Genomic DNA, 23,762 nt, shown 5'->3' with positions numbered 1-23,762 from the left:
TTTTACTTTTGAAAATCTGATAAAGCCAATAAAACAGATTGTAAATTTTTCCCTTTTTCGGTGAGTGAATAAACGGAAGAGGTTTTATTTTTTTCTTTTGAAATCAAACCATCCTCGATTAATTCTTTTAATTGTTTTGAAAGGCTTCTGTCACTGATTTCAGGTAAAAGAATTTTAAATTCAGAATAATTGACGTCTTGATCCATCAATTTAAATACAATCGAAAGTTTCCAGCGACCGCTGATCATCATTAACGTTTTTGAAGCATTGCAAAAATTTTGCAGTGCTTTTTCATTCATAGAATTGGTAGAATTTTCTTTTCGCATAAACTACCTCAAAATTAATTATTTCAATGGAAAATAGAGAATTCATTAAATTTTAATTTCGAATAAAAATGAAGTTTTGCTCTTTTTATATCTTTGGAAAATAAACTATAAGTTTGTTTAAATTAATTTTAAATTTAACCGCAAAAGAAGCAAAAGATCTTATTGGATTTGTTTAAAGGAGTTCAAAAGTCTGCAAAGAGAAAAAATCAAAGATTTTTTTTAAACTTATGTGATCTTTTTTTATTTAAATCTTAAACTTAAAATAACTAAAGTGTTAAAATCTTTTGTTTCTTTTGTGGTAAAAAAGTTTAAACAAGTTTTTTGGAAAATAAACTATATAAAAACCATTTGAACTGAAATTAATATGAAAAATTTCTATTTTTTACTCGTTATATTTTCAATTTTCACTTCTTGTCATCGTGATTACGATAAAAATATAGACACGGATACTTTACCTGCCGCAACACAAACCGGAGCGAGAACCGGTGGAGCGATTATTGAGGGAAAAGTATGGGTTGCTACAAAAAATTACACCAACGACGGGCCAGGAATCCACACGTATTGCGAAAAAATCAAAGACAGAACCTATATAAAAATCTATTTAAAAGGAATTAAGGATAATAACAGTATATACATCAGTTATCAGGCAGATCATTTTGAATTAAATAAAACATACACCATCACTCCCAATAATGGGGAAAGCGACAATACCATTTACTTTTCGCGAAGTCTTGATGATATTTTTTATAATACCAAATACTATTGTAAACTTAAAATCACCCGCCTCGATCTTGAAAACCAAATCGTTTCCGGAACATTTGAATTAAAACTCAACCGTTATGCAGGTGAAGGAATCATCAATATTGTTGAAGGCAGATTTGACAAAAAATTCGATTAATCTATTTCTTTATTGATGTTTAAAAGGTAAATTCCAGACCAGATCGGCAGCAAAATAATGCACGCCGCCGTGTTTAATACTTTCTGTTCCATCAATTAAATCATCCATATAGCCAATATCCATGGTGAAAGGCGAATTTGGAATTTTAAACATATAATAAGCTGTAACGCGCAATTCTTTATAATCAAATGAAGTCCATTTTGATTCAGGACTATTCAGAAAACTTGTTGCCAACAAAGCTTCTACACCAAGAGAGAGCTTCTGACTGTTTTTTTCCGACAGATTGTAGGTGAGCTGGCTTTTTAGTCTTGTTCTCAGCTGAAAATCTTCTTCCACTTCATGAAAATCAGCATCAAAAAATTTTCTAAACTCCTGACGAACGGTATTTTTAAGTTTAAGCTTATCATTTAGGCTAAAAGTATAAGAATACCTTCCATATACGCGAAATTCCTGCTCAGTACCTTCATTTTCGTAAGGAGAATCGCTTGCATAAGAAGGTTGTCTTCTGTAGCTGAGCGCATAACTGTACTGCTGATTTTTGGCAAAAGAATGAAAAACCTCGTGGTTTAAAACAAAAATAGCCTGTTTTGAAAGCAAATTATAATCATTTGGGCTGCTTTTTCTTCCGAGTGCAATATAACTCATGGAATGTTTTTTTCCTAAAGAGTCCATTTGTTTCTTTACACCGAAGGCTGTCCAAAATGCTGTTTTTGCATCTCCAAGTCCGGGTGGACTGATTTGTGCGTTTGCAACCCCAACTGTTCCTAAAAATAAACCTGCCAAAATCTTCTTCATCCCGTAAAGATAGCAAGTTTAAATTTAACCTATTTTTCTTAAAATCTAAAAAAACCTTTTAAAATAAGGATAAAATGAAAAATTATTGAGGCAACTGTGGTGGAGTTATTCTTTGTGTTTTCGTAGATAAAGTTCCTAAAAATGCTTCTAACTGAGCTACTTCTTCATCAGTCAGCTCCAACAACCTCAACATTTGCGATTTCTCAGAATGTAAAGTTATACCTTCATAAACCGTTGAGCGTTTTTTGGGAGGTTCGGGATTTCCTTTGCTGTAAAACTGAATGACATCTACCATGGTCATGAATGCTCCGTTATGCATCCAAGGCCCTGTGCGCGTGATTTCTCTTAATGAAGTCACTCTGAATTTTCCGGCATCTTCAGGATTTTTAGTCACCAAATATCTTCCCAAATCTTCCTGTTTAGAACCCAATAAAGAAGTTCCCGTATTTTCAAAACGGTTGTTGGAAAAATATCCTGAATTATGACAGTTGATACATTGTGCTTTGGTTCTGAAAAGGTGAAGTCCCATCACTTCATTATCCGTAAAAGCATCTGCCTTACCATCAATAAACTGATCAAACTTACTTGGCGGACTTTTAATGGTTCGTTCAAAAGTCGCAATGGCTTTGGCAATTTTATCTTTTGTGACAGTTTTATCGCCAAAGGCTTTTTCAAATAAAATCTCGTACCCTTTAATCTTGGCAATTTTTCCGGCAGCAATGTCAATGTGCTCGCTCATTTCCTTTTTATCCTGAATCGGCATTTGAGACTGCGCTTCTAAAGATTCTGCACGACCATCCCAAAATAAGCTTGTTGCATAGGCTACATTAAGGATGCTCATAGCATTTCTGGTTCCGATTTGCCTGTCGTGACCGAAAGAAAATGTTCGGTTATCACACCAACCCAGCTCGGGATCATGGCATGAAGCACAAGCAATCTGATTGGAGCCCGAAAGTCGAGGATCATAAAAAAGTGTTTTTCCTAAAAAAGCCTTTTCTGCAGAATACTGATTATCTGACGGATACTGAACATCTGGTAAATGCCCGATCTCGGAAAAATGCGGAACGGCTTCAGGATCAAGTAATGGCTTTGGCCAATTGGAAGAATCTCCTGATGAATATAGCTTTCTCAGTTTTGTCATAAACGAAATTTTATCGTTGATCTCTTTATTTACTTTATTGCTCAGGCAATTATTTAAAAGAGAAACGGTTACAAATAAAACAACAATCCAGCTTATAACATTCTTCATTGATCCTTGAAATTTTGGCAAAAATAGGTATTCTGAAATTATTTTTATTGATTCCGAGAAACCTATTCAATTTAAACATAAAAAACCTGCCGAAACAAATGCATCGGAAGGTTTACATTAAAATATATTAATATTCTGTTAATATCCTGGGTTTTGCTGCATGTTGCTGTTGACCTCCAGGGCTGCCTGAGGAATCGATGCCACAAACTTATCATTTGGATAAGAAGGACTGCAGTGGGTAGAGATGCAACCATTATTTCTTACAATATTTTTGTGATTTCTCATCAGATCAAAAAAGTATTGGTTTTCGAAGGCAAATTCTTTTCGCTTTTCTTCAATAAGTACATCAATCGTTATAGAATTCAGAGTATTAAGTCCTGCTCTGTTTCGGATGATATTGATGTCTGCCAATGCCTGAGCGGTGTTCCCTAAATGAAGAGCGGCCTCAGCACGGATGAAATAGAGTAAGCTAAGCCTGTAGACTATATTCGTTGTTGTTCCATTATGTTTTTTAGTGAAATGATATGGAAGACTTGCAGTTCCTGCTGAGCTTTTCGTACTGATATTATAAGTATCAAACAGCTGTTTTCTTAGATCATCCTGACTGTACATATTATATACATCATTAGAAGCTGAGTACAATGGCCATGTTTGGGTTTCGTCTCCTATTGCCTTGACAAAAGTGTATATTAATGACAATGGAGAATCATTTTCATCTGTATTTGCCAACTCCCAAATAGATTCAGCATTTCCCCAATTATTTACCAAATCACTTTGAGCCGTTAATTGTAAGCCCGAATTATTGATAATGTCTATACTGTAATCATAAGCTTTTTGCCAGTCATTTCTGTATAATGCGATTTCAGCAGCAATGGTCTTTAAAGCAACAGGAGTGATAAAATTCTTGCTTTCTCCCGCAGGAATAGCTTTGTCTGGTTGAATCAAGCTTAAAGCACTATCAATATCATCTTGCAGCAAAGCAAAGGTTTCTGCTGTGGTTTTTCTTGAAGGATAATCAACTCCCACTTTTAATGGCTCAGTATTATAAACTATTCCAGGATGAGACGCATTAGAAGTGTAGGTATAATTTTGAGCATAATATTTAAACAACTGAAAATGTGAAAATGCTCTTAATGCCAATGCCTCAGCTTTAATTTCATTAATTTCCTGATCTGTAGCGTCTGGCAAGGCATCTGCATATTGCAAAATTAAATTAACATTATTAATCAGCTGATAACTGCTACTATAAATCCCTGAAATATTGCTACTCGCTGGCTGATCATCAAAATTATAAATTCTAACAACTCTTGTAGGAATACTTATTATGCCTGTAGAAGAAGGCGTAAATGCTATATTTCCTGAAAGCAGATCTCCATAAATATAGGAAGCCTCACTATTGTATGTAAAACGTACCTGATAATAGGCTCCGTTTAATGCCTGTAGCATTCCTTTTTTATTACTAAGCTGATCTACAATAGAAATCTGTTCCACGGGCTCACTAACAAGAAAGTCACTACATGAAACCACCGACATCCAAAAAACAGTACCTACAATTATTTTTTTCATAAATTTTTTGATTTAAAAATTAAACTTAACTCCAAAACTGAAAGTTCTCATCTCTGGATATAAATACCTGAATTCCCTTATTCCATTTTTTCCTGCAGGAGATTTTTCTTTATACCAATACAAAACATTGGTGCAGTCGGCAAAAATACTAGCGCTTTTAATAAAACTGTTTTTTATGCTGTGAAGTGGAAGCTGGTAATTTAAATTAATGTTCTGAAGCTTAACATAGGTATTATCGTATAAATGCTTTGTACTGTTGGGAACAATTTTAGCATTGCTTTTAGGAATATGATTGATTGCAGAGATATCACCGGCACCCGTCCAATAATCTAAAGCATTAACGCTCATATTTCTGTTAGATAAAATATTATATTGATCTATAAGTTCTCCGGCTACCAATACATCTCCTCCAATTTCAAAGTTTATTAAAAATGAAAGGCTAATATTTTTATAGCGCATAGTATTACTAAACCCGCCAATGGCATCTGGTTGTGAATTACCTATTATCGTGTAGGTAGAAGAATTAGCAGTAAATTGATTAGCATCCGTAGGAACTCCATTAACCATGAAGATATCCTGGCCGTTATCCGGATTGATGCCCAACCATTGGTATCCCCAAATTGCAGAGGTTGAAACTCCAATTTTTTGGGCTCTCGCCATAGCTGCAGTAGAATACTGATCTTCAAGGCCTAATAAATAGGTCACTCTATTTTTTACCGTGGAAATATTAAACATTGAGCTCCATTTGAAGTTTGGTGTTGTGATCCAATTTCCACGCATGGATATTTCAATACCTTGATTATACATAGCTGCCCCGTTGATTTCTGCAGAGCTGTATCCTGTTTCTAAAGGAACTTCTCTGCTTACAATCATATCAGAAATATTATTTCTATAAACTTCAACGGTGAAATCTAATTTTTTGAATAGCGTAAAGTCAACACCTATATTCAACTTTTCATTTTTTTCCCATGAAAGCATACGATTCGGAGGTGATGAATTTTCCGGATAAGCATAATCATAGTCGTAGGTAAAGCCATTTTGATACAATTTGTATAAACCTGAGGAACGATAGCTTCCAATTCGTGAATTTCCCGTTATTCCCCAAGATCCTCGAAGCCTCAAAAAGTTTAAAACAGAGTTATTTTTAAGAAAATTTTCTTTTGAAATCAACCAAGAGGCACCCACCCCACCATTCATAGCAGCTTTTGTATCCGTACCAAATGCAGAACTTTCATCTCTTCTCATACTTGCTGAAAGAAAATATTTTTTATCATAATCATAATTCAATTGTGAGAAAAAACTTCTTCCGCTATCTCTTAAAGTAAGCGTTCTGGTAGTATAATTTGAACCCTTGGAAGGATCCTGATAATTGATGAAATCTTCAAAGTTGGTTCCGCTTCTATATTCTTTGGAATCTTTATTTTGTCTTAGCTCCATTCCTACCAAAATATCTGCATGATGTTTTTTAAGAAAATTCTTTTCATACATCAGGTGTGAACTCCAGTTCCATTTTTCGCCATCCGAATCATTCAATCGGCTTCTCCCTAATATCTTATTAGCAATTCCACTTTGGTTCAATCCCGATCTCCAATCAATATTTTCTTTTTTGGATAGATCTACACCGAATAAACTGCTTATTTTAAGATCTTTTAAAAGTTCATAACTGACATTTAAGCTTGACAGCAATGAATTATTTTTAATATTGACTAAATTTTGATTTGCTGCTGCTAAAGGATTAGGAATTCCTGTATTTCCGGACAGCGCATAATCTCCATTTTCATCATAGGCAGCTCTGTTGGGTGCCAGAATAAAATTGAAATAGGTATTAGGCTGATTTTTATCCAAATTATTATAAGCAGCATAAAGACTAACCTGAAGCTTTTTATAATTAAACCCTATGGTAGCATCAATTCCTTTTTTCTCTAATGAATTCATGATCTTAGATTCATTATTATTGGAATAATCCAAACCAACACGGTACGTAATATATTTCCCACCCCCGCTGGTTGTTAAATTGGTTCTGAAAAAATCGCCATTGCCATTCATTAAATCAAACCAGTTGACATCTACTCCATTCCACTCTACCCCACTTCCCGGTTTATTATTATTCTGAAAGTCTCTGAAAAGTTGTGAATACTGTTGTCCACTCAAATATTTTATTTTGTTGATGCTTTGTGAAACACCATACTGGCTAGTGAGTGAAAATTGAGGTATTTTACTCTTTTTACCTTTTTTAGTTGTAATTAATATCACTCCGTTAGCAGATTCAGCACCATACAAAGCTACAGCCGCCGCATCTTTTAGAATATTTATGCTTTCTACATTATCAGAATTAAATCTTGCCAGTGGATTAATATTCATTTCTGCATTTTCACCTCCATCAAAACTTGCTGCATCAAAACCATTATCTTCTCTCATGATAACGCCATCTACTACGATTAAAGGCTGGGTTGATGTTCCGAACTTTTTAGTAGTTTGAACTAAAGAACCAAGCCCTCTGATATTAATACTCACAGGCTTCCCCAACTCCGTATTATTCACAATCTGAACACCCGGCGCCTGTCCGGCAATCATCTTATCAATACTTTCATACGGTTGTGAAGTCTGAATATCTTTTTCTGTAAGCGTCACGATGGAGCCGACAACCTCTTCTTTCAGTTTTTGGGTTCCGTACGAAGAGGTAACAATTACCTCTTCAATCGATTGCACTTTTAACGAATCATTTTTTAAGTTTGATGAAGTTTGGGCATTGATGTAAACGGCACCACAAATCATCAGAATGCTTGCGACAGATTTATTCATTACAGCTGAATGAGATTAATTTAAAATAAAAGAATATTGATAATTTTCCGAATTAGAACCATCGTTAAAAGCCTGACTTTGTGAAATATAACTAGAAATAAAATGATAGTGTTGAAAAACCTTCCTCATGAAAATCTTAATTAGAATCAATAAAAATAATTACAAATCTAGGTATTTTTATTGAATTAAAAAGTGTTAAAAATCATCTTTTGTTTCATAATGAAGCATAAAAAACCTCTAACCCAACGGATTAAAGGCATAAATTATATAAAAATTAATTTTTAATAAGAATTATTGAGTCCACCATCCAAAGGAATGTTCGTTCCTGTAAGATAAGCAGCATAATCTGAAGCTAAAAAAGTCACCAAATGTCCGTACTCTTCAGTTCTTCCCAATCTTTTCATAGGTATTTTGCTTTCTCTGCCTTTTTTTATTTCTTCAACTGAAGTATTGCTTTGCTCTGCTTCATGGTTGATTAATTTTTTAATGCGATCTGTATCAAAAAAACCTGTTAAGATATTATTCACCGTTACATTATACTGTGCCACTTCATTTGCCAAAGTTTTTGCCCACGCTGCCGTTGCAGAACGTATAGAATTTGATAACACCAGATTATTGATCGGTTCTTTTACCGATAAAGAAGAAACATTAATAATACGACCATGCTTTTGCTTAATCATATAAGGCAATGCTAAAGTTGTGGTTTCACAAACCACTTTAAAAACCAGATCAAAAGCTTTCTGATAATCATCCACCACTTTGTCTAAAGCAATTCCAGGCTCAGGGCCATTTGTATTATTCACCAGAATATCAATAGAATGATGCTGGAAATACTGAGTAATTATCTTTCTATACTGCTCAAAATTACCAAAATCTGCCACCAGATAATGATGTTTCTGATGAGCATTTACGATGGGAAGCGAAGCAACAAAACTTTTCAGCTTATCTTCATTTCGAGCCATCACCGTTACATTGGCACCACTTTTCGCCAGTTCAGAAGCAATTCCCGCTCCGATTCCCTGTGTGGCAGCCCCTACTAAAGCATTTTTTGAGGTCAGATCAATATTCATACGTTGTAATTTGAATTTAATGCATATAAAAGTAGTAAAAGATTTAAAATTTTCACTTACAAATTTTCTTTTTTAGGATCAATAACCTAGCGCCTACGGAACGAATGCCCGTTTTATTTCTGGGGCACGGCAATCCGATGAATGCGCTGGAAGACAATACTTTCACCCAAGGGTTTCAGGCAGTTGCCCAAAAACTTCCGAAACCAAGGGCAATATTATGTATTTCGGCACATTGGGAAACCAAAGGAACCTTTGTCACCGCCATGGAACATCCGGAAACCATTCATGATTTCGGAGGATTTCCTCAGGCTCTATTTGATGTGCAGTATTCTGCTCCCGGCAGCCCCGACCTGGCCTTGGAAACAAAAAAACTCATCTCATCTGTCGATATAGGTCTTACCGAAGAATGAGGTCTGGATCACGGATGCTGGACGGTTGTAAAATTTCTCTTTCCCCATGCTGATATTCCGATCATCGAAATGAGCATCGATTATACAAAAGAGCCGGAGTTTCATTATACATTAGGTAAAGAACTGGCCGCATTACGAAGAAAAGGCATCCTTATTATCGGAAGCGGAAATTCCGTACACAACCTCCGAATGGCAGCGTGGGACAAAATGATGACTCCCGGGTTCGGCTATGACTGGGCAATTACCGCCAACGAAAAATTAAAGCAGCTGATTACAGAAGGTGATCATAAATCTCTAATTCAGTATGATAAATTAGGAAAAGAGGTTCTGCTGTCTATTCCTACTCCTGAGCATTATCTTCCTCTGCTTTATATTTTAGGGCTTCAGGAAAAAGATGAAAAAGTAACGATTTTCAATGATGAGCTGGTGGGCGGTTCACTCAATATGATGTCCGTGAAAATTGATAAATCATGATAAAAACAAAACATCTGCTTTTATCTGCCTGTTCAGTTACCTTATTATTAATTTTTTTCAGTTTTAAAATGACAACAACTTCACCATCTCCCCGTTTACAGTATTTGATGAGAAAACCAAAAACATCTTCACCCAATCCACCGCTTATCATTCTTTTGCACGGCGTCAGAAGCAATGAAAAAAATATGTTTTCCTATACAGAATCTTTACCTGATGATTTTCTCATCGTTTCGGCAAGAGGTCCATTAATATTGAGGGAAAACAGTTATACCTGGTTTCAGGTACAGTTTACCCCAGACGGTTCTGTCATCAATGAGCAGCAGGCAGAAAATTCACGAAAAGAAATCATTAGATTTATTGATGATTTAAAGAAGGTAGAACAATTTGATGAAAATAATGTCTATCTCGTAGGTTTCAGCCAGGGCGGAATTATGAGCTACAGCGTAGCTCTCACCGCTCCCGAAAAAATAAAAGGTATTGCCGTAATGAGTGGGCGACTTCTTCCTGAAGTAAAACCTCTCATTGCAAAAGATAGCGAATTGCAAAAGCTTAAGATATTTATATCACACGAAACCCACGATTCGGTTCTGAAATTTCAATATGCCGTTGATGCTTTTGATTTTTTACAGTCGAAAAATTTACAGCCGCAGTTTCACAAATACAATGAAGATCATACCATCAACTCTTCCATGTTGTCTGATCTTAATCAATGGCTTACCGAAAAGTAATGAGCAAAAACCTTACAATTTTTATTAATGTTATCAATAAAGTCAGTGAATATAAAAGTGCGCTGGCTTTATTTCTTTACCCAAAAATCAAATTTTTTATTAAAAATGATAATCCCCGATAACAAGATATTCGGAAATGATAATAAAAATATTAGTGTACCATATAATTTTGCAGTGTTAATTTAGAATAATTAAAAATTAAATTTATGTATACGATTGCACATCCCTTATTAAAAAAATTGGGAATCGGATTTGGATTACTTGTTTTGGGTAGTTTACATGCTCAAAACTGGGAAACTTTCGGTGGAGATTTTGTTTCTACCGGAGAAGCTACATACAATGATCTTGCGGTAGATAATACAAATAATTACCTTGTTTTAGCTTATTCTGAAGATAATACCATCGTTAAAAGAATTGCTTTGCCGACAGATAATTCACAAGCATGCAACAACGCAGATCCGGGAAGTAATCCTGGAGATATTGGCTGTGTAACTTTTCAGTATGCAGGGCAATCGGTTATATATAATACAGTGAGAGGTAATGACGGAAAAGTTTGGCTACAGCAAAACTTAGGAAGTACCAAAGTAGCGGAAAGTCTTACCGACGAAAATGCTTACGGAGACTTCTTCCAATGGGGAAGATGGGCAGACGGGCATCAAAAAAGAAATTCACCATTGATCGGAACCACTCCTAATCCAAATAATCCTCAGGGGATTGCCAACGGAAGTACTTCTTTCTATTCAGCGGGTTACAATTCAGCTTCAAACTGGTGGAAAAACGGGGCAACAACTGACAAATGGGACGGAGAAACCACATCTTCAGCGAGCAGCACAACTGGAGTTGATCCTTGTAAAGCCATCGGAACTAACTGGAGATTACCTACAGTAGATGAGATTGAAAATATCTTAAGTGTAGAAAATATTTCAAATACAACCTCGGCATTGGCAAGTAATTTAAAATTTGTTCCTGCCGGATATAAAGACTACAGCGGAATTTTCGATCCAGGAGTGAGACTTTATTTATGGTCTTCCAGTTCATCACCTTACGAAGGAAACGGGCAACATTTATATGTAAGTGCAAATGTAGCAATCACCAACAGTATGGGAAGAGACGGCGGACAATCGGTAAGATGTATTAAAGATTTTGCAGCGTTGGGAACTTCAGATATTGTTAAATCAAAAACAAATGTTGGAATTTATCCAAACCCTACAAAAGGTATTCTTTACATTAAAGCAGATACTTTAATTGACAGTGTAAATGTTTACAATGTAACAGGACAAAAATTAAATGTAGCTTTCAGCAACAACCAAGTTGATCTGGAATCTGCTCCAAAAGGATTGTATATTGTAGAAATTAAATTAAAAGGTGGAAACACAATTACTAAAAAAATTATTAAAAATTAATATTCTATACACTTGATTATAAAACAAAGGGCTTTTTCTGAGAGCCTTTTGTTTTGCGTTTAAACAATTTATATCATGAAGAAGTTTTTAGTTACAGGTTTTGTGGCGCTTTTGGCTTTCTGTAATAAAATCAATGCTCAATCTTATCAACTTTCAGGCAATCCGGTGAACACTACAGGATGGAGTTTAGTTCCTTCTGCAACGGTAAATACAGATTTTATACAGCTTACGGCAGATCAAATCAGTCAGGTAGGAGGAATTAAACTTGATGATCCTATCAATCTTAAATACTGTGATAAATGGAAAGTAGAATTTGATTTCAGAATAGACGGAAACGGAACCACCAGCTACGGAAGAGGAGACGGTTTTGCATTTTGGTATCTGGCCAATCCGCCGGCATCGTATGTTCAGGGCGGAGGTTTGGGAATTCCGAGTAATGCAAGTGGTTTGATGGTTGCATTCGACATATTCAACAACAGTTCTGAAGGTCAGATGAGTAAAGTTCACGTATTATATGGAACCAATAATCTTCCTGCGGGAAATAATAATATTGAATATAACAATACGCCCAACAGTACTTTCCACACGCCAGATCTTATTTCAACAATTCCTTTTGTTGGAAGCACTTACCGACATGTTGAGGTAAACGGAGAAATAGATCCAAGTAATATCTCGAATTGGATCATCACCATTAAAATTGATAACAATACAGTTGTCAATCAGTCTTTTGCCCCGTCAGGCGGAGCAGCAACGATGACACAGGGATACTTTGGATTTTCAGCTTCTACAGGTGCGGCAAGCGCGAGACATTCCATCAAAAATGTAAAAGTATATGTAAATAAAGTTCCCTTACTTCAGGAAACGATAACGCCTTCAGAAACGTGCCCGAATGCACTAACAGGAGTAGTTACGACAGATTTAACATCATTCAATTCCCAATTCGTAAACAATCCGGCAAACTATACTTTTACTTATATGGTGAACGGAACTCCGGTTACAAACCCTTCCAGCTATCAGTTTTCGGCAAATACTACCGTAAATGTGATCGTAAAAGACGACAGCGGAACATTTTGTGATAATCCCGATGCAAAAATTATTCTGACTCCGCAACTCGTTAATAAAACAGATGCTACCCTATTCGGTTGCCCGATTAACGGTTTGGCAGTTTTTTGACCTTACACAGGCTAATGTGACAACGCTTACCAATGTTACAAAACAATATTACAGAACGCTGGCAGATTTAAATTCAGAAATTAATGAAATTACAAATCCTGCTACTTTTTCATCGGTTGAAACGGATGTTTATGTTAAAATAAATACGTCAACCGGCTGTACGGCGATTGCTAAGATTACGTTAAAACTTTACCCTGCTCCCAACGTGATGGAAGCAACGATCAGAACCTGTTTTAATACCAATAACGTATCCACAGGAACATTTAATCTTACTACAGCAGCAGTAACTACCGAAACGGGAATCACTAAAAAGTACTTCACCAATTATAATGACGCCCTTGCAGAAATTAACGAAATTCCCAATCCCCTAGCCTATATTTCAGCCAACGGAACGGCGTATATTAAAGTCATTAACAGCAATGGTTGCGGAAGTATTGCGAAAGTAAATTTAAATGTTATTCCGCCTGTTTATTCTACGATACTGAAAGATCAGATCATTTGTATTGAAAATACAACCACTCTTGATGCGGGGTCTGGTTTTACTTCGTATCTATGGAGTACCGGAGCGACTACACAAAGCATTAGCAATGTTGGAGTTGGAACCTATTGGGTTGATCTGAAAATCGGAGACTGCGTTTTGAGACAGGAAGTAAAAGTGATTCCATCAGAATCTCCCATAATCAAGGAAATTCATCAGGAAGGAAATACCGCGACAGTTGAAGTTAAAGGAGGAAAATCTCCTTATCAATATTCATTAGACGGCATCAAATGGCAGGAATCTAATGTATTTTCAAACTTAATAAGAGGCGAAAATACTTTTTACGTTAAAGATTTTTACAATTGTGATCCTGTTGTGGTGACTGTTACCGTTCCGAATTTGGTGAATGTAATTACTCCAAACGGTGACGGATACAACGATACGATTAATTATTCTGAACTTGGTTACAAGAAAAATTTATCATTCGTGATCTACGACCGCTACGGGAATAAAATTTTTGAAGGAAACGCGTTCAACAATTATACATGGGACGGAACCATTCAGGGAAGAAAAGTGCCTACACAAACATATTGGTATCATATTTCGTGGGACGAACCATCGAAAAAAGATAACCCGCAAATTAAACTCACAGGTTGGATTTTGATGAAGAATAGGGATTAAAATCTAAGAAGCTGACCTTTTTTTGGTCAGCTTCTTTTTATTAAAAAGTTAAAACGTTACTTGCGTCAAATCTTCAAAGACTCTAAATAAATAACTATATCTGTAAATTTTTCCTTGCTCTAAGTTCAATTGTAGACTTTGATTAACATAGATAGAAACATTTCCAGAACCTGCATTGCTTAGAAAGCAGAAACCATAATTATCTTTATTTATACGATCAAAATCAATAGACAAATCTTGGCTACTCTCAAAAACAATATTTGACCCTTCAATGAACTCACCGCTATTATAGGTATTAATTATAGTTTTATTTAGGTTTAAAGAATTTACTAAAAGATTTGAAAACATCTGTCTTGAAAAGTGTGCTTTGTAGCTGCTCCAGTCATTTTCGACATTAAAGACTCTTTGTACTAAATCTTCAGAATGATAACGAACAATATCATTATTCTCTCTATAAACTCTAACAAGATTATATTGATCTAAATCACAATAAGATAATTTCGAAAAAACATTTTCAGTATTTACCGTAATTGTCATTAATAAGTCATTTTTATTGGGAACATCAACAATTGGATCATAAATACCATTAATATATTTCACAAAAAGATTATAACCAATTATTGGATAAAATTCTTCAGATAAGACATAATTTATTTTTTCAATTTTTTTTGATGCTGCATTATAATTAAAAATTTCATTGCCTGGCAAATCATTATTTTCCTTCTCTGTACCATAATGAATATAACAATTTTCAAAAGAAATATTAAAAATTGAATTTTCACATATATTTACAACAGCGTTTGATACCATTTGTTCAAAATTACAGTTAACAAATTTGATTCGTTGAAAATTACTCTCCACAACATCATTAAAAATAATATGCTTTATATTCAATGAATACCCCATATTCATATTTTGGCACAAAAGATTCTTCATTAAGCAATTTTTAAATATAACTGGAGTACCAATATCGTGTAGATTATCGATGGATGTAATTACCGTTAGAGGAATATTTTCAAAAATGCTAACTTTTGATGATGCAATTATATTTTTAAAATCATTTGCATAACAAAAAGAATAAGTATCATCAGTTGGTATTAATGAAGAATAAAAACATGAAGTCTCAGAAATGACTTCCAAATCATGGAATTGACAGTAATTAAATGATTCTACTTTTTTATCTGTAATGGTATGGAAATTAAATGCTTCGTATTTACTTTTTATTTTAAAACTTTTGAATTTTTTCCATGATACATGTTTCAGACCTTCTTGAACATCACTTGCATATTCACTTTTAAAATCTCTATCCAAAACGATTCCACTACTGTCTGGAAAACTTAAAAATGTACCTCCATTTCCAATAAAATGGCTGCCATTATAAGAAATTCTGTCGGAAAAACAATATTTACTGCCGGAAAAGTTAAATTGAATTTTTCTTGAAATAATATTTGAAATGTTCTGTGAATTTTGTTGCTTGGTATTATTAGGACTAACACCAAAAAATTCAATTGGTAAAGAACTGTGAGTTCCAGCTACGGTACACAAAAAATGATTTTCATATCCTGTTATATAATTATCTGACAAGTTAATTTTTCCATTTATAAACTGCCCATTAATACCAAAATCTATGGATACATTTTTTAAATCAACTGTTTGAGCGTTCAAATTTACAGTGCTAGCAATCTCAATTTTAAAATCTAATATCTTACAGACTTCAAATGCATGAAAAAAATCAATAAATCTATTCATTGAAATATTTTTCCCTTCCAAGTAAGAAACATCCACATAATAAATATTGTCATCCTTTTTTCTGTAAATAACCTCATCACCATTAATTTTAGTATCATCTATTAAAGTACCGTCATACCATAATGTAGTTTTTCTAAAATTTACATTCTCATTTGTTCTGCTATCGACTAACTGCACTAAGTTATCTGCAGGATAATTGTTACCTGAAGTAAAAAAATCATTTGTAAAAATCATACTTTATTTTTATTGGTTTAATAGTCCAAAGATATCTCTGGCAGGCGTCAAAAGGTGACGTAAGAAAAATTTAAATAAACGTTTATTCATATGTCAAACAATATTTTCCTTCCTATTACGATAATATACTGTACCACATTTAAAAACTTTAACCAGTTTATTCAAATTACCCTTTACAATATAAAGACATTACGGGAAAAATTCATTTTCCGTTCATCTAAATTGGTCTAAAGAAAATTATATTTAATATTTTTAGATTTTCATCACATTAAACACCTATAAATGCAGACATTATCCTTGAAAATTGCCACTTCCGCAGCAGCAATTTGTTTCAGCACAATCGTTTTTGCGCAACAAAAGTACTCGGTAAGCGGCACTGTAAAAGATAAAAAGAATGGAGAATTATTAATCGGCGTCACCGTGAAGGTTGCCGAAGATCCCACGATTTCAGTGGTTGCCAACGAGTACGGTTTTTATTCTTTATCGCTTCCGAAAGGAACTTATAACCTAATTGTTTCCAATCCGGGATATAAAGATTTTCAGCAGAGCATCAATGTTGAAGATAATATCAAACAAAATCTCGAACTGAGTTCCGGAGAGGAAGAAGAAAAAGCAGAGGAAAGAACAGGAAAAATTGATGAAGTCGTGATTTCTGGCGTTAAAAAAGATAAAAACCTGACCTCCGCACAAATGGGGATGGAAACTTTAAGCATCAAAAACATCGAAAAACTTCCCGTTTTGTTTGGTGAAAAAGATGTAATGAAGACGATTCAGCTTTTGCCGGGAATTAAAAGTAATGGTGAAGGAAGTAGCGGTTTCAGCGTAAGAGGCGGCGCATCAGATCAAAATTTAATATTGTTGGATGAAGCACCTGTTTATAATGCTTCTCACTTATTAGGCTTCTTCAGTACATTCAACAGTGATGCATTGAAAGATGCCAGCATCATTAAAGGAAATAGCCCGGCACAATACGGAGGTCGACTTTCTTCTGTGATGGATGTTAAAATGAAGGACGGAAATAACAAAGATTATAACGTAAACGGTGGAATTGGTTTAATCAGCAGCCGATTGAGCGTAGAAGGTCCTATTCAAAAGGAAAAATCATCTTTTATCGTTTCGGGAAGAAGAACGTATGCCGATTTATTTTTAAAATCGACGGATGATTTTAAAGACAGTAAGCTTTATTTTTATGATTTAAACTTAAAAGCCAATTATCAGATCAATGATAACAACCGTCTTTATTTATCAGGATATTTCGGAAGAGATGTTTTGGGATTGGGCGATACTTTTTCAACCGATTGGGGAAATACGACGGCAACTCTTCGTTGGAACAGCATCATTAACAGTAAATTATTCTCAAATACATCATTAATTTATAGTAATTATAACTATAACGTAAGTTTAACCAGCAACGACAATACTTTCGGACTGGATTCCCAAATTGAAGACTGGAATTTAAAGCAGGATTTCACTTGGTTTGCGGTAAATAAACATTCGGTTCGTTTTGGTTTACAATCTATTTATCACACGATTACGCCAAGCAGCGCTTCCGGAACGAGTGTAAGCAGTTTTCCGAGAAATCCTAGATCTTCATGGGAAAACGCGCTTTACATTAATGATGATTTTAAAGCAACTGAAAAATTAACGCTTAATTATGGTTTAAGACTTTCAATGTTCAGTGTTTTGGGCGGAGATACCTTCAATACTTATGAAAACGGAAATCTTGTCGGTTCTGAGTTTTTGGAAAAAGGAAAATTCGGGAAAACGTATGTGAATGTAGAGCCTAGAATTAGTGCAAATTATAGAATTAATGAAGTGAGCAGCATTAAAGGAGGTTACTCCAGAAACACGCAGAATCTTCATTTATTAAGCAACAGCGGCAGCGGAAATCCTACCGACCAGTGGATTGGAAGCAGCTACAGCGTAAAACCTGAAATTGCAGATCAGGTAAGCGTTGGCTACAGCAGAAATTTCAACAATAATAATTATGAATTGAATGCCGAGGTTTATTATAAATCTATGCAAAATCAAATCGATTTCAAAAACGGAGCCCAGATTTCATTTGACACGGCAGCCGATGTAGAAAGTGAATTGCTATTCGGAAAAGGAAGAGCTTACGGTCTTGAATTAATCGCGAAAAAGAAAAGCGGAAAACTGACCGGATGGATTTCTTATACTTTATCTAAAACCGAAAGAAAAATAAACGGAATTAACGATAACGACTGGTACAATGCCAGACAGGATAAAACCCACGATCTTTCTATTGTGGCAACCTATCAGCTGAATCCAAAATGGTCTTTCTCAGGATTATTCCTTTACAGCACAGGAAATGCAGTCACTTTCCCAACCGGAAAATATGAGCTGAACGGACAAACCGTTTTCCAGTACAGCAACAGAAATGCAGACAGAATGCCAGCTTATCACAGAATGGATCTGAGTGCAACGTATGAACCAAGTGCAGGTTCCAACAAACGTTTTAAAGGATCTTGGTCTTTTGGTATTTATAATGTTTACGGACGTGAGAATGCCTACACCATTACCTTTGAAGATAATCCTGACAAGCCGGGAACAACCCGCGCTATGCAGACTTCCCTATTCCGTTGGGTACCCAACATCACTTATAATTTCAAATTTTAATTCATGAAAAATATATTTTTAATCATATTATCGCTGTTTTTATTGACCTCTTGTGAAAAGGAAATCGACCTCGATTTAAAAGATCAGAGCGGGCAAATTGTTATTGAAGGCAATGTAACTGATCAGGCAGGGCCGTATTTTGTAAAAATTACGAAGTCTGTGGCTTTTACAGAAGCCAATCAGTATCCTGTAATTGCCGATGCCGAGGTGATTTTAAGTGATAATTCAGGACAAACCGAAACCTTGCAATATGTAGGAAACGGAACCTATCAAACCTCTACTTTTGTGGGACAACCTGGAAACATTTATACTTTAAAAATCACTGCAGAAGGACAGCAATACACGGCACAAAGTACAATGCCCGATGCCGTGGATTTTGAAGATCTGGAACAGGATTCTTTTGCAGTTGGTGGCGAAACAAGTTATACACTTTTACCTGTTTTCACAGACCCTCCAGCTTTAGGAAATCGTTACCTTTTCAGCTATACGGTAAATAATAATCCAAAGAAATTTTTCTCAGAATTTTCTGATAATGTGAACAACGGAATGCCCAATCAAAGACCTTTGATCCTTCCTAATGATGATGAAGAAGTGGATGACATTAAAGTGGTTGTAGGAGATACTATTCATGTAGAAATGCAGTGTATTGACCAAAGTGTTTATACATACTACTCTGCTCTTTTGCAGCTTTCAGGAGGTGGTCCTGGCGGCGGCGTGACTCCGACCAATCCACCGAGTAATATCAGCAATGGTGCATTGGGATATTTCTCTGCACATACGGTGAGAAAGAGAAGTACAGTAATTCAGTAAAATAAGAAAGGCTATTTCGCATTGAAATAGCCTTTTATTTTGATCTGATTTTTAGAATTAATCGACTCTTGCAGATTGAGCAGATTGATTTTTCAAAACCTTTAATTGATGAACACTAAGTCCGCAAAGTGCTTTGAAAACTAACCGTTTTAAGTTTCACCAAGTCGTTCTACTTATAAAAGCCCACAAAGATTTATTTCAAGATTATCGCATCATCTGTGAAAATGTGTGTCATCTGTGGGAAATAATAAAGCAGCAGCATTCGTGCATTCGCGGTAAAAAAAATTAATTGCTTTTCAGATATTCCTTAATAGTTTCCAGCACGCCAAATTGATCATTAGAGCAAGCTTCAAAGTTAGCCGCTTTTTTTACGGAAGGATGGGCATTTCTCATTGCATAAGAATATTTTGAGTTTTCAAGCATCTGAATATCATTCATATAATCTCCGAAAGCCATGGTTTGTTCGGGAGTAATATTTAATGATTTCTGAAGTTTCTCTAAAGCGATTCCTTTATTGATATTTTTATTCATAATATCAAGCCAGTACTGACCGGAAACTACCACTTCAAGATCATATTTTTCAAATTCTTTAGCAACAGGATATACATTTTGCTCTGAACCTTCGGGATGATAAATGGCGATCTTAAAAATACTGTCGTCCACAGGTTCTGTAAGATCCTCTCTCCTTTCATTATCCGTATAAAATTGTGAAATATAATCGATAAAATCCTGATTATCGGTTTCTACATAGGCTTTTTTCTTGCCTGATAAAACAGCCGTTGCCCCCTGAATCTTACGGATTGCTCTGATGATTTCTGCAATATATTGTTGATCTAATTGATCCGCAAAAAGCTCTTCGTTTTTATAAATAACATACCCTCCGTTTTCTGCAATGAAAGCCATTTCGTTTTCAATATCTCCAAAATATTTGGTGATGCCCAACATCTGTCTGCCGCTCGCAGGAACGAACAGGATATTTCTTTTTTTCAGTTCCTCATAAATTTCGGGAAATTCCGGACTTACTTCGTGTGAAGAATTCAGAAAAGTTCCGTCCATATCCGTTACAATCAGTTTAATATCTTTCATAATGCTGTTCTGTGAAAATAATATTGAAATTTAAAGTAAAACTACTTAATTCATTTTTAAAATCTTGCCTTTTTGAAGAGTTTTGTTATTTTTTATGACACAATTTTTTGTGGTATTTTTTAATTTTATCTAAATTTTATTGTTGATACAAATATCAATTTACAAACTCCCTCCTAGCCGTGATTGCAGCTTTGTTTGAGCTCATTTTATGAGTTTTGGGCGGCGGCTGGCAAAGCCAGCCGCCGCCCAAAACTCATAAAATAGCGAGTGCGGAAAGCGCGAAAAAGCTCCTAAAACTATTCAATAAAAAAATTAAACTCTTTTCTGTACTGAGAAGGGTTTTTCTTCATATATTCTTTAAATGTTTTGTTGAAATAACTGAAATTATTAAAACCCGATTCAAAACAAACCTCTGTGATGCTCAATGGCTTTTCAGCAAGCAGTTTGAGGGAATGTGTAATTCGATATTCATTAACAAATTGCGTAAACGTTTTATTGGTAATTTTTTTGAAATAACGACAGAAAGAGGGCACCTTCATATTCGCAAGATCTGCCACTTCATCCAGCGTGATCTGCTCTTTAAAATGGTCTTTTACATAATTAAAAATCAGGTTAATTCTCTCATTATCCTCTACCTGCGTTTGGAGATAATATTTTCCGGCATTCAAAATCCTGTAATCCTGTGTAGAAGCCAATGCATCAAGTATTTCAATGAATTTCACCAACCTGTCCAAAGAGGAAGATTCGTGCATTTCCAAGATTTTTTTCCCGATTGATTTTTTGATATTTTCGCTGAAAACAATGCCCGCTTTTGCCTTTTCCAGCAAATTGGCAATTCTATGCATTTCAGGAAGTTCCCAAATCCCTTCCCCCAGAAAATCAGGCTTAAACTGAATCACCATTTCATAATCGTTATTCGTGTTTTCATTCGTCATCCCACAATGTGGAAGATTACTTCCCATCATCACTAGATCGCCATCTGTAAAGTAGGAAATATTACTACCGATTTGCCTTTTTCCTGAACCTCCACATACAAAAATAAGTTCCACTTCGGGATGATAATGCCATACGTGAGACTTTATATTGTCATTTTTAAGAAATTTTAAACTCGTAAAACTGCTTCCTATATTCGGTTTTATCGCTTCAAAGGCTGGATTTGAATGTTTCATAACTAAATTAATAAATTCATGTACAAAATTAACAATTAATTTAAAATAAAACAATTGTTAGGGTAAAATAGAACACAAATATGAAAATTGTATTGTAGATTAAGATCATTGACTGTTCTAAATTTGCAGTATCAATAACAGATAAAAAATTGTCATTATGAATAAAATATTAAAATCAGCTTTCCTTGTAGGATTTTTAAGCATCTCGGCAACTGCCATGAGCAAAGACAAAGATTTTTCTCTTTCTTTCGGAACGGCAAACGAAAAAACTGTAAATTTTGAAGTACTTAATGCGAAAAACATCTCTTTAGTAGTTTATAACGATACTTATGGAGAATTATTTTCTGAAAAATTAGGTACAGAAAATCATGTGGCAAAGTCGTATGATTTGAAAGATCTGAATTCCGGAACTTATTATTTGGTAGCAGAATCTGATCAGAAAATTGAAAAATATAGAATAAAAATCGGCAATAACAATACGCTTGAAATAGAAAAAACGCCTTTTTCAGAAATCAACAAACCGGAATATACGGTTTCAGGAAATGTCGCAAAACTTCACCTTTCCAATCTGAAAAGTAAAGCAACGATTTCCGTATCTGATTTTGCAGGAAACTCTTATTACACAGCAACAAAAAGTCCGGAAAACGGAGAGTTGGAAATGAGTTTTGACTTAAACCCTAAAACGGCTGATAAATACATCATCAGCGTTGAAGAAATGGGAAATGTTTTTAACAAAATAGTTACTCTTAACTAAAATTAAGAGATTCATATATTTCCGTATTTATATCGGAACTAAAATTTTACGTACAGTTAGTATTGAGGCAACTCTTCTTTCTTTAAATCACGGAGAATGAGTTGCCTTAATTTTTTTATAAAAGATAGTAAAAATCTGATTGTAAATTTTCGGAACCATTAAGAATATTTTAGCAATTAAGGTTAATTAAGAAAAAATAAATTTGATTTTTTTAAAACATTACACTGAAAGCAAAGATTACCTTAATATTCTAAACTTCTTAACAAAAATCTTAATGGTTTAATTAACTCCTAAATTATTTGGAATCTGTACTGAAAATTAATTATGATGCTTAAGATCCAGTTTTATCTTCTTCAAATCTTCCAATTCATGACCAGGTCTTTCAATATCATAAGGAATCGGCATTTTTGAAAAAGTCTGAAAATATAGTAGACAAGCATCTTTCCACCAAACGGCATCCTTCACCTGAATTTTTAATTTAGACTGAACCGATCTAAACCTTTCCGCATCAACATACTTTTCCATTTTATCCCAAGTCTTCTGATATTCACGAACCTTCTGAACGCCCGTATCATATTTGAAAGCCAATTCTTCCCACAATGTCTTTCCATTTTTCATTTTATAATTCCACGGAACATGATGAAACCATAAGATCAAATTTTCCGGACAGGTTTCTATATTTCCATAGATATTATTTAATGGAGAAAAATATTGCGAAACGGCATCACTTCCCGTTTTCGTTCTGTCGAACCCAATTCCGTTGGCATCTGCTTTATGATAATAAACCGGCGACCAGTCAGGTCTTCCACCTTGATAATCTCTCCAAGGTTCGGATCCGTAATGATGTCCCGACGCAAAAATATGGTGAAGTCCTGAAGGCATCATATAATCAACCGCCGTTTCGCGTGAAGAAAGCATCATGTAACATGACAAATATAAAAATTCAGTTGAATAAAAAAATAAATTGCAAACTATCTACTGTTTATCAACCACTTACTTATCTATTTTTAATGACAACTATACCATAAATTTAATGATAAGATTATCATAAAAAACATGATATAATTTTTATAAATCATTAAAAAATAAAACTTTAACTCAAAAAAAATAAATCTTTCTTTTCATTAAATTTATGATAAGAAAAAACATAAAATATTTTAATATTTTTTTTAAAAATAATGATCAAAAACATCAATTTTGATATAAAATGATTAGAATTAGAGAAATTATTTTACCCAATTTTCACACTGGCATTACAATTTTGTGAATC

18 protein-coding genes and 1 pseudogene are annotated in these 23,762 nt (G+C 34.6%); 9 read left to right on the top strand and 10 right to left on the bottom strand.

Translation table 11 applies throughout. The features are described 5' to 3' along the window. Positions 1-2 precede the first annotated feature (2 nt). Positions 3-326, bottom strand: coding sequence for a helix-turn-helix domain-containing protein (locus tag OXQ85_RS19020; RefSeq protein ID WP_267406523.1), 324 nt, complete (start codon positions 324-326; stop codon positions 3-5). 364 nt (positions 327-690) lie between these two features. On the opposite strand from OXQ85_RS19020, the gene OXQ85_RS19015 reads away from it, so the two are divergent. Then, entirely contained in the window at positions 691-1,224 is a 534-nt protein-coding gene (locus OXQ85_RS19015; protein ID WP_267406522.1) for a hypothetical protein, read from the top strand. A 9-nt stretch (positions 1,225-1,233) separates the two neighbouring features. Here OXQ85_RS19015 and OXQ85_RS19010 read toward each other — a convergent pair whose 3' ends face one another. The 5 genes from OXQ85_RS19010 to OXQ85_RS18990 all read right to left on the bottom strand — a co-directional run bounded on the left by OXQ85_RS19010 (position 1,234) and on the right by OXQ85_RS18990 (position 8,706). Continuing rightward, positions 1,234-2,019, bottom strand: a complete 786-nt coding sequence (locus tag OXQ85_RS19010) for a DUF2490 domain-containing protein (protein ID WP_267406521.1) — start codon at positions 2,017-2,019, stop codon at positions 1,234-1,236. Between the two features lie 82 nt (positions 2,020-2,101). Next, entirely contained in the window at positions 2,102-3,268 is a 1,167-nt protein-coding gene (locus OXQ85_RS19005; protein WP_267406520.1) for a cytochrome-c peroxidase, read from the bottom strand. A gap of 138 nt (positions 3,269-3,406) precedes the next feature. Further along, complete coding sequence (locus OXQ85_RS19000) at positions 3,407-4,834, bottom strand: RagB/SusD family nutrient uptake outer membrane protein (RefSeq protein WP_267406519.1); 1,428 nt, start codon at positions 4,832-4,834, stop codon at positions 3,407-3,409. 12 nt (positions 4,835-4,846) lie between these two features. After that, positions 4,847-7,636 carry a SusC/RagA family TonB-linked outer membrane protein gene (locus tag OXQ85_RS18995; RefSeq protein WP_267406518.1) on the bottom strand — a complete coding sequence of 930 codons (2,790 nt, stop codon included), beginning with the start codon at positions 7,634-7,636 and terminating at the stop codon, positions 4,847-4,849. 281 nt (positions 7,637-7,917) lie between these two features. After that, positions 7,918-8,706 (bottom strand): SDR family oxidoreductase, encoded by a 789-nt coding sequence (locus tag OXQ85_RS18990; protein WP_267406510.1) that lies wholly within the window; start codon positions 8,704-8,706, stop codon positions 7,918-7,920. A gap of 104 nt (positions 8,707-8,810) precedes the next feature. Between OXQ85_RS18990 and ygiD the strand changes: the two are divergent. From ygiD to OXQ85_RS18965, 5 genes and pseudogenes are all read left to right on the top strand, one after another. Beyond that, a pseudogene (gene ygiD, locus OXQ85_RS18985) lies at positions 8,811-9,590 on the top strand (4,5-DOPA dioxygenase extradiol). Next, the gene (locus tag OXQ85_RS18980) at positions 9,587-10,318 is read left to right on the top strand and encodes an alpha/beta fold hydrolase (protein WP_267406509.1); all 732 of its coding nucleotides are present in this window, start codon (positions 9,587-9,589) and stop codon (positions 10,316-10,318) included. Before ygiD ends, OXQ85_RS18980 begins: the two are co-directional and overlap by 4 nt. A gap of 206 nt (positions 10,319-10,524) precedes the next feature. Then, positions 10,525-11,721, top strand: coding sequence for a T9SS type A sorting domain-containing protein (locus OXQ85_RS18975; RefSeq protein ID WP_267406508.1), 1,197 nt, complete (start codon positions 10,525-10,527; stop codon positions 11,719-11,721). A gap of 75 nt (positions 11,722-11,796) precedes the next feature. Continuing rightward, entirely contained in the window at positions 11,797-12,894 is a 1,098-nt protein-coding gene (locus tag OXQ85_RS18970) for a hypothetical protein (protein ID WP_267406507.1), read from the top strand. Continuing rightward, on the top strand, positions 12,848-14,053 hold the full coding sequence (locus tag OXQ85_RS18965; RefSeq protein ID WP_267406505.1) for a T9SS type B sorting domain-containing protein: 1,206 nt from the start codon (positions 12,848-12,850) through the stop codon (positions 14,051-14,053). Before OXQ85_RS18970 ends, OXQ85_RS18965 begins: the two co-directional genes overlap by 47 nt. Positions 14,054-14,101: 48 nt before the next feature. On the opposite strand, the gene OXQ85_RS18960 is transcribed toward OXQ85_RS18965, so the two are convergent. Beyond that, positions 14,102-16,036, bottom strand: coding sequence for a hypothetical protein (locus OXQ85_RS18960; RefSeq protein WP_267406504.1), 1,935 nt, complete (start codon positions 16,034-16,036; stop codon positions 14,102-14,104). Between the two features lie 282 nt (positions 16,037-16,318). Here OXQ85_RS18960 and OXQ85_RS18955 point away from each other — a divergent pair, with 282 nt between their 5' ends. Together OXQ85_RS18955 and OXQ85_RS18950 are read left to right on the top strand one after the other, a co-directional pair. Then, positions 16,319-18,673 carry a TonB-dependent receptor gene (locus tag OXQ85_RS18955; protein ID WP_267406502.1) on the top strand — a complete coding sequence of 785 codons (2,355 nt, stop codon included), beginning with the start codon at positions 16,319-16,321 and terminating at the stop codon, positions 18,671-18,673. A 3-nt stretch (positions 18,674-18,676) separates the two neighbouring features. Further along, the gene (locus OXQ85_RS18950) at positions 18,677-19,483 is read left to right on the top strand and encodes a DUF4249 domain-containing protein (protein ID WP_267406501.1); all 807 of its coding nucleotides are present in this window, start codon (positions 18,677-18,679) and stop codon (positions 19,481-19,483) included. A gap of 285 nt (positions 19,484-19,768) precedes the next feature. On the opposite strand, the gene OXQ85_RS18945 is transcribed toward OXQ85_RS18950, so the two are convergent. Together OXQ85_RS18945 and OXQ85_RS18940 are read right to left on the bottom strand one after the other, a co-directional pair. Then, a complete protein-coding gene (locus OXQ85_RS18945; RefSeq protein ID WP_267406499.1) occupies positions 19,769-20,569 on the bottom strand; it encodes an HAD family hydrolase in 801 nt (266 codons plus the stop codon). A 296-nt stretch (positions 20,570-20,865) separates the two neighbouring features. Further along, entirely contained in the window at positions 20,866-21,738 is an 873-nt protein-coding gene (locus tag OXQ85_RS18940; protein WP_267406498.1) for an AraC family transcriptional regulator, read from the bottom strand. 157 nt (positions 21,739-21,895) lie between these two features. Between OXQ85_RS18940 and OXQ85_RS18935 the strand changes: the two genes are divergently transcribed. After that, positions 21,896-22,492 (top strand): hypothetical protein, encoded by a 597-nt coding sequence (locus tag OXQ85_RS18935; protein WP_267406496.1) that lies wholly within the window; start codon positions 21,896-21,898, stop codon positions 22,490-22,492. Between the two features lie 318 nt (positions 22,493-22,810). On the opposite strand, the gene OXQ85_RS18930 is transcribed toward OXQ85_RS18935, so the two are convergent. Further along, positions 22,811-23,413, bottom strand: a complete 603-nt coding sequence (locus OXQ85_RS18930; protein WP_267406495.1) for a hypothetical protein — start codon at positions 23,411-23,413, stop codon at positions 22,811-22,813. Positions 23,414-23,762: the final 349 nt, after the last annotated feature.

The sequence above is a fragment of the Chryseobacterium sp. GM_Chr_2 genome (assembly GCF_026540445.1).
Classification (GTDB): Bacteria; Bacteroidota; Bacteroidia; order Flavobacteriales; family Weeksellaceae; genus Chryseobacterium.
Note: the sequence above shows the minus strand (reverse complement) of the source record. Positions and strands in the feature narration are given on the sequence as shown.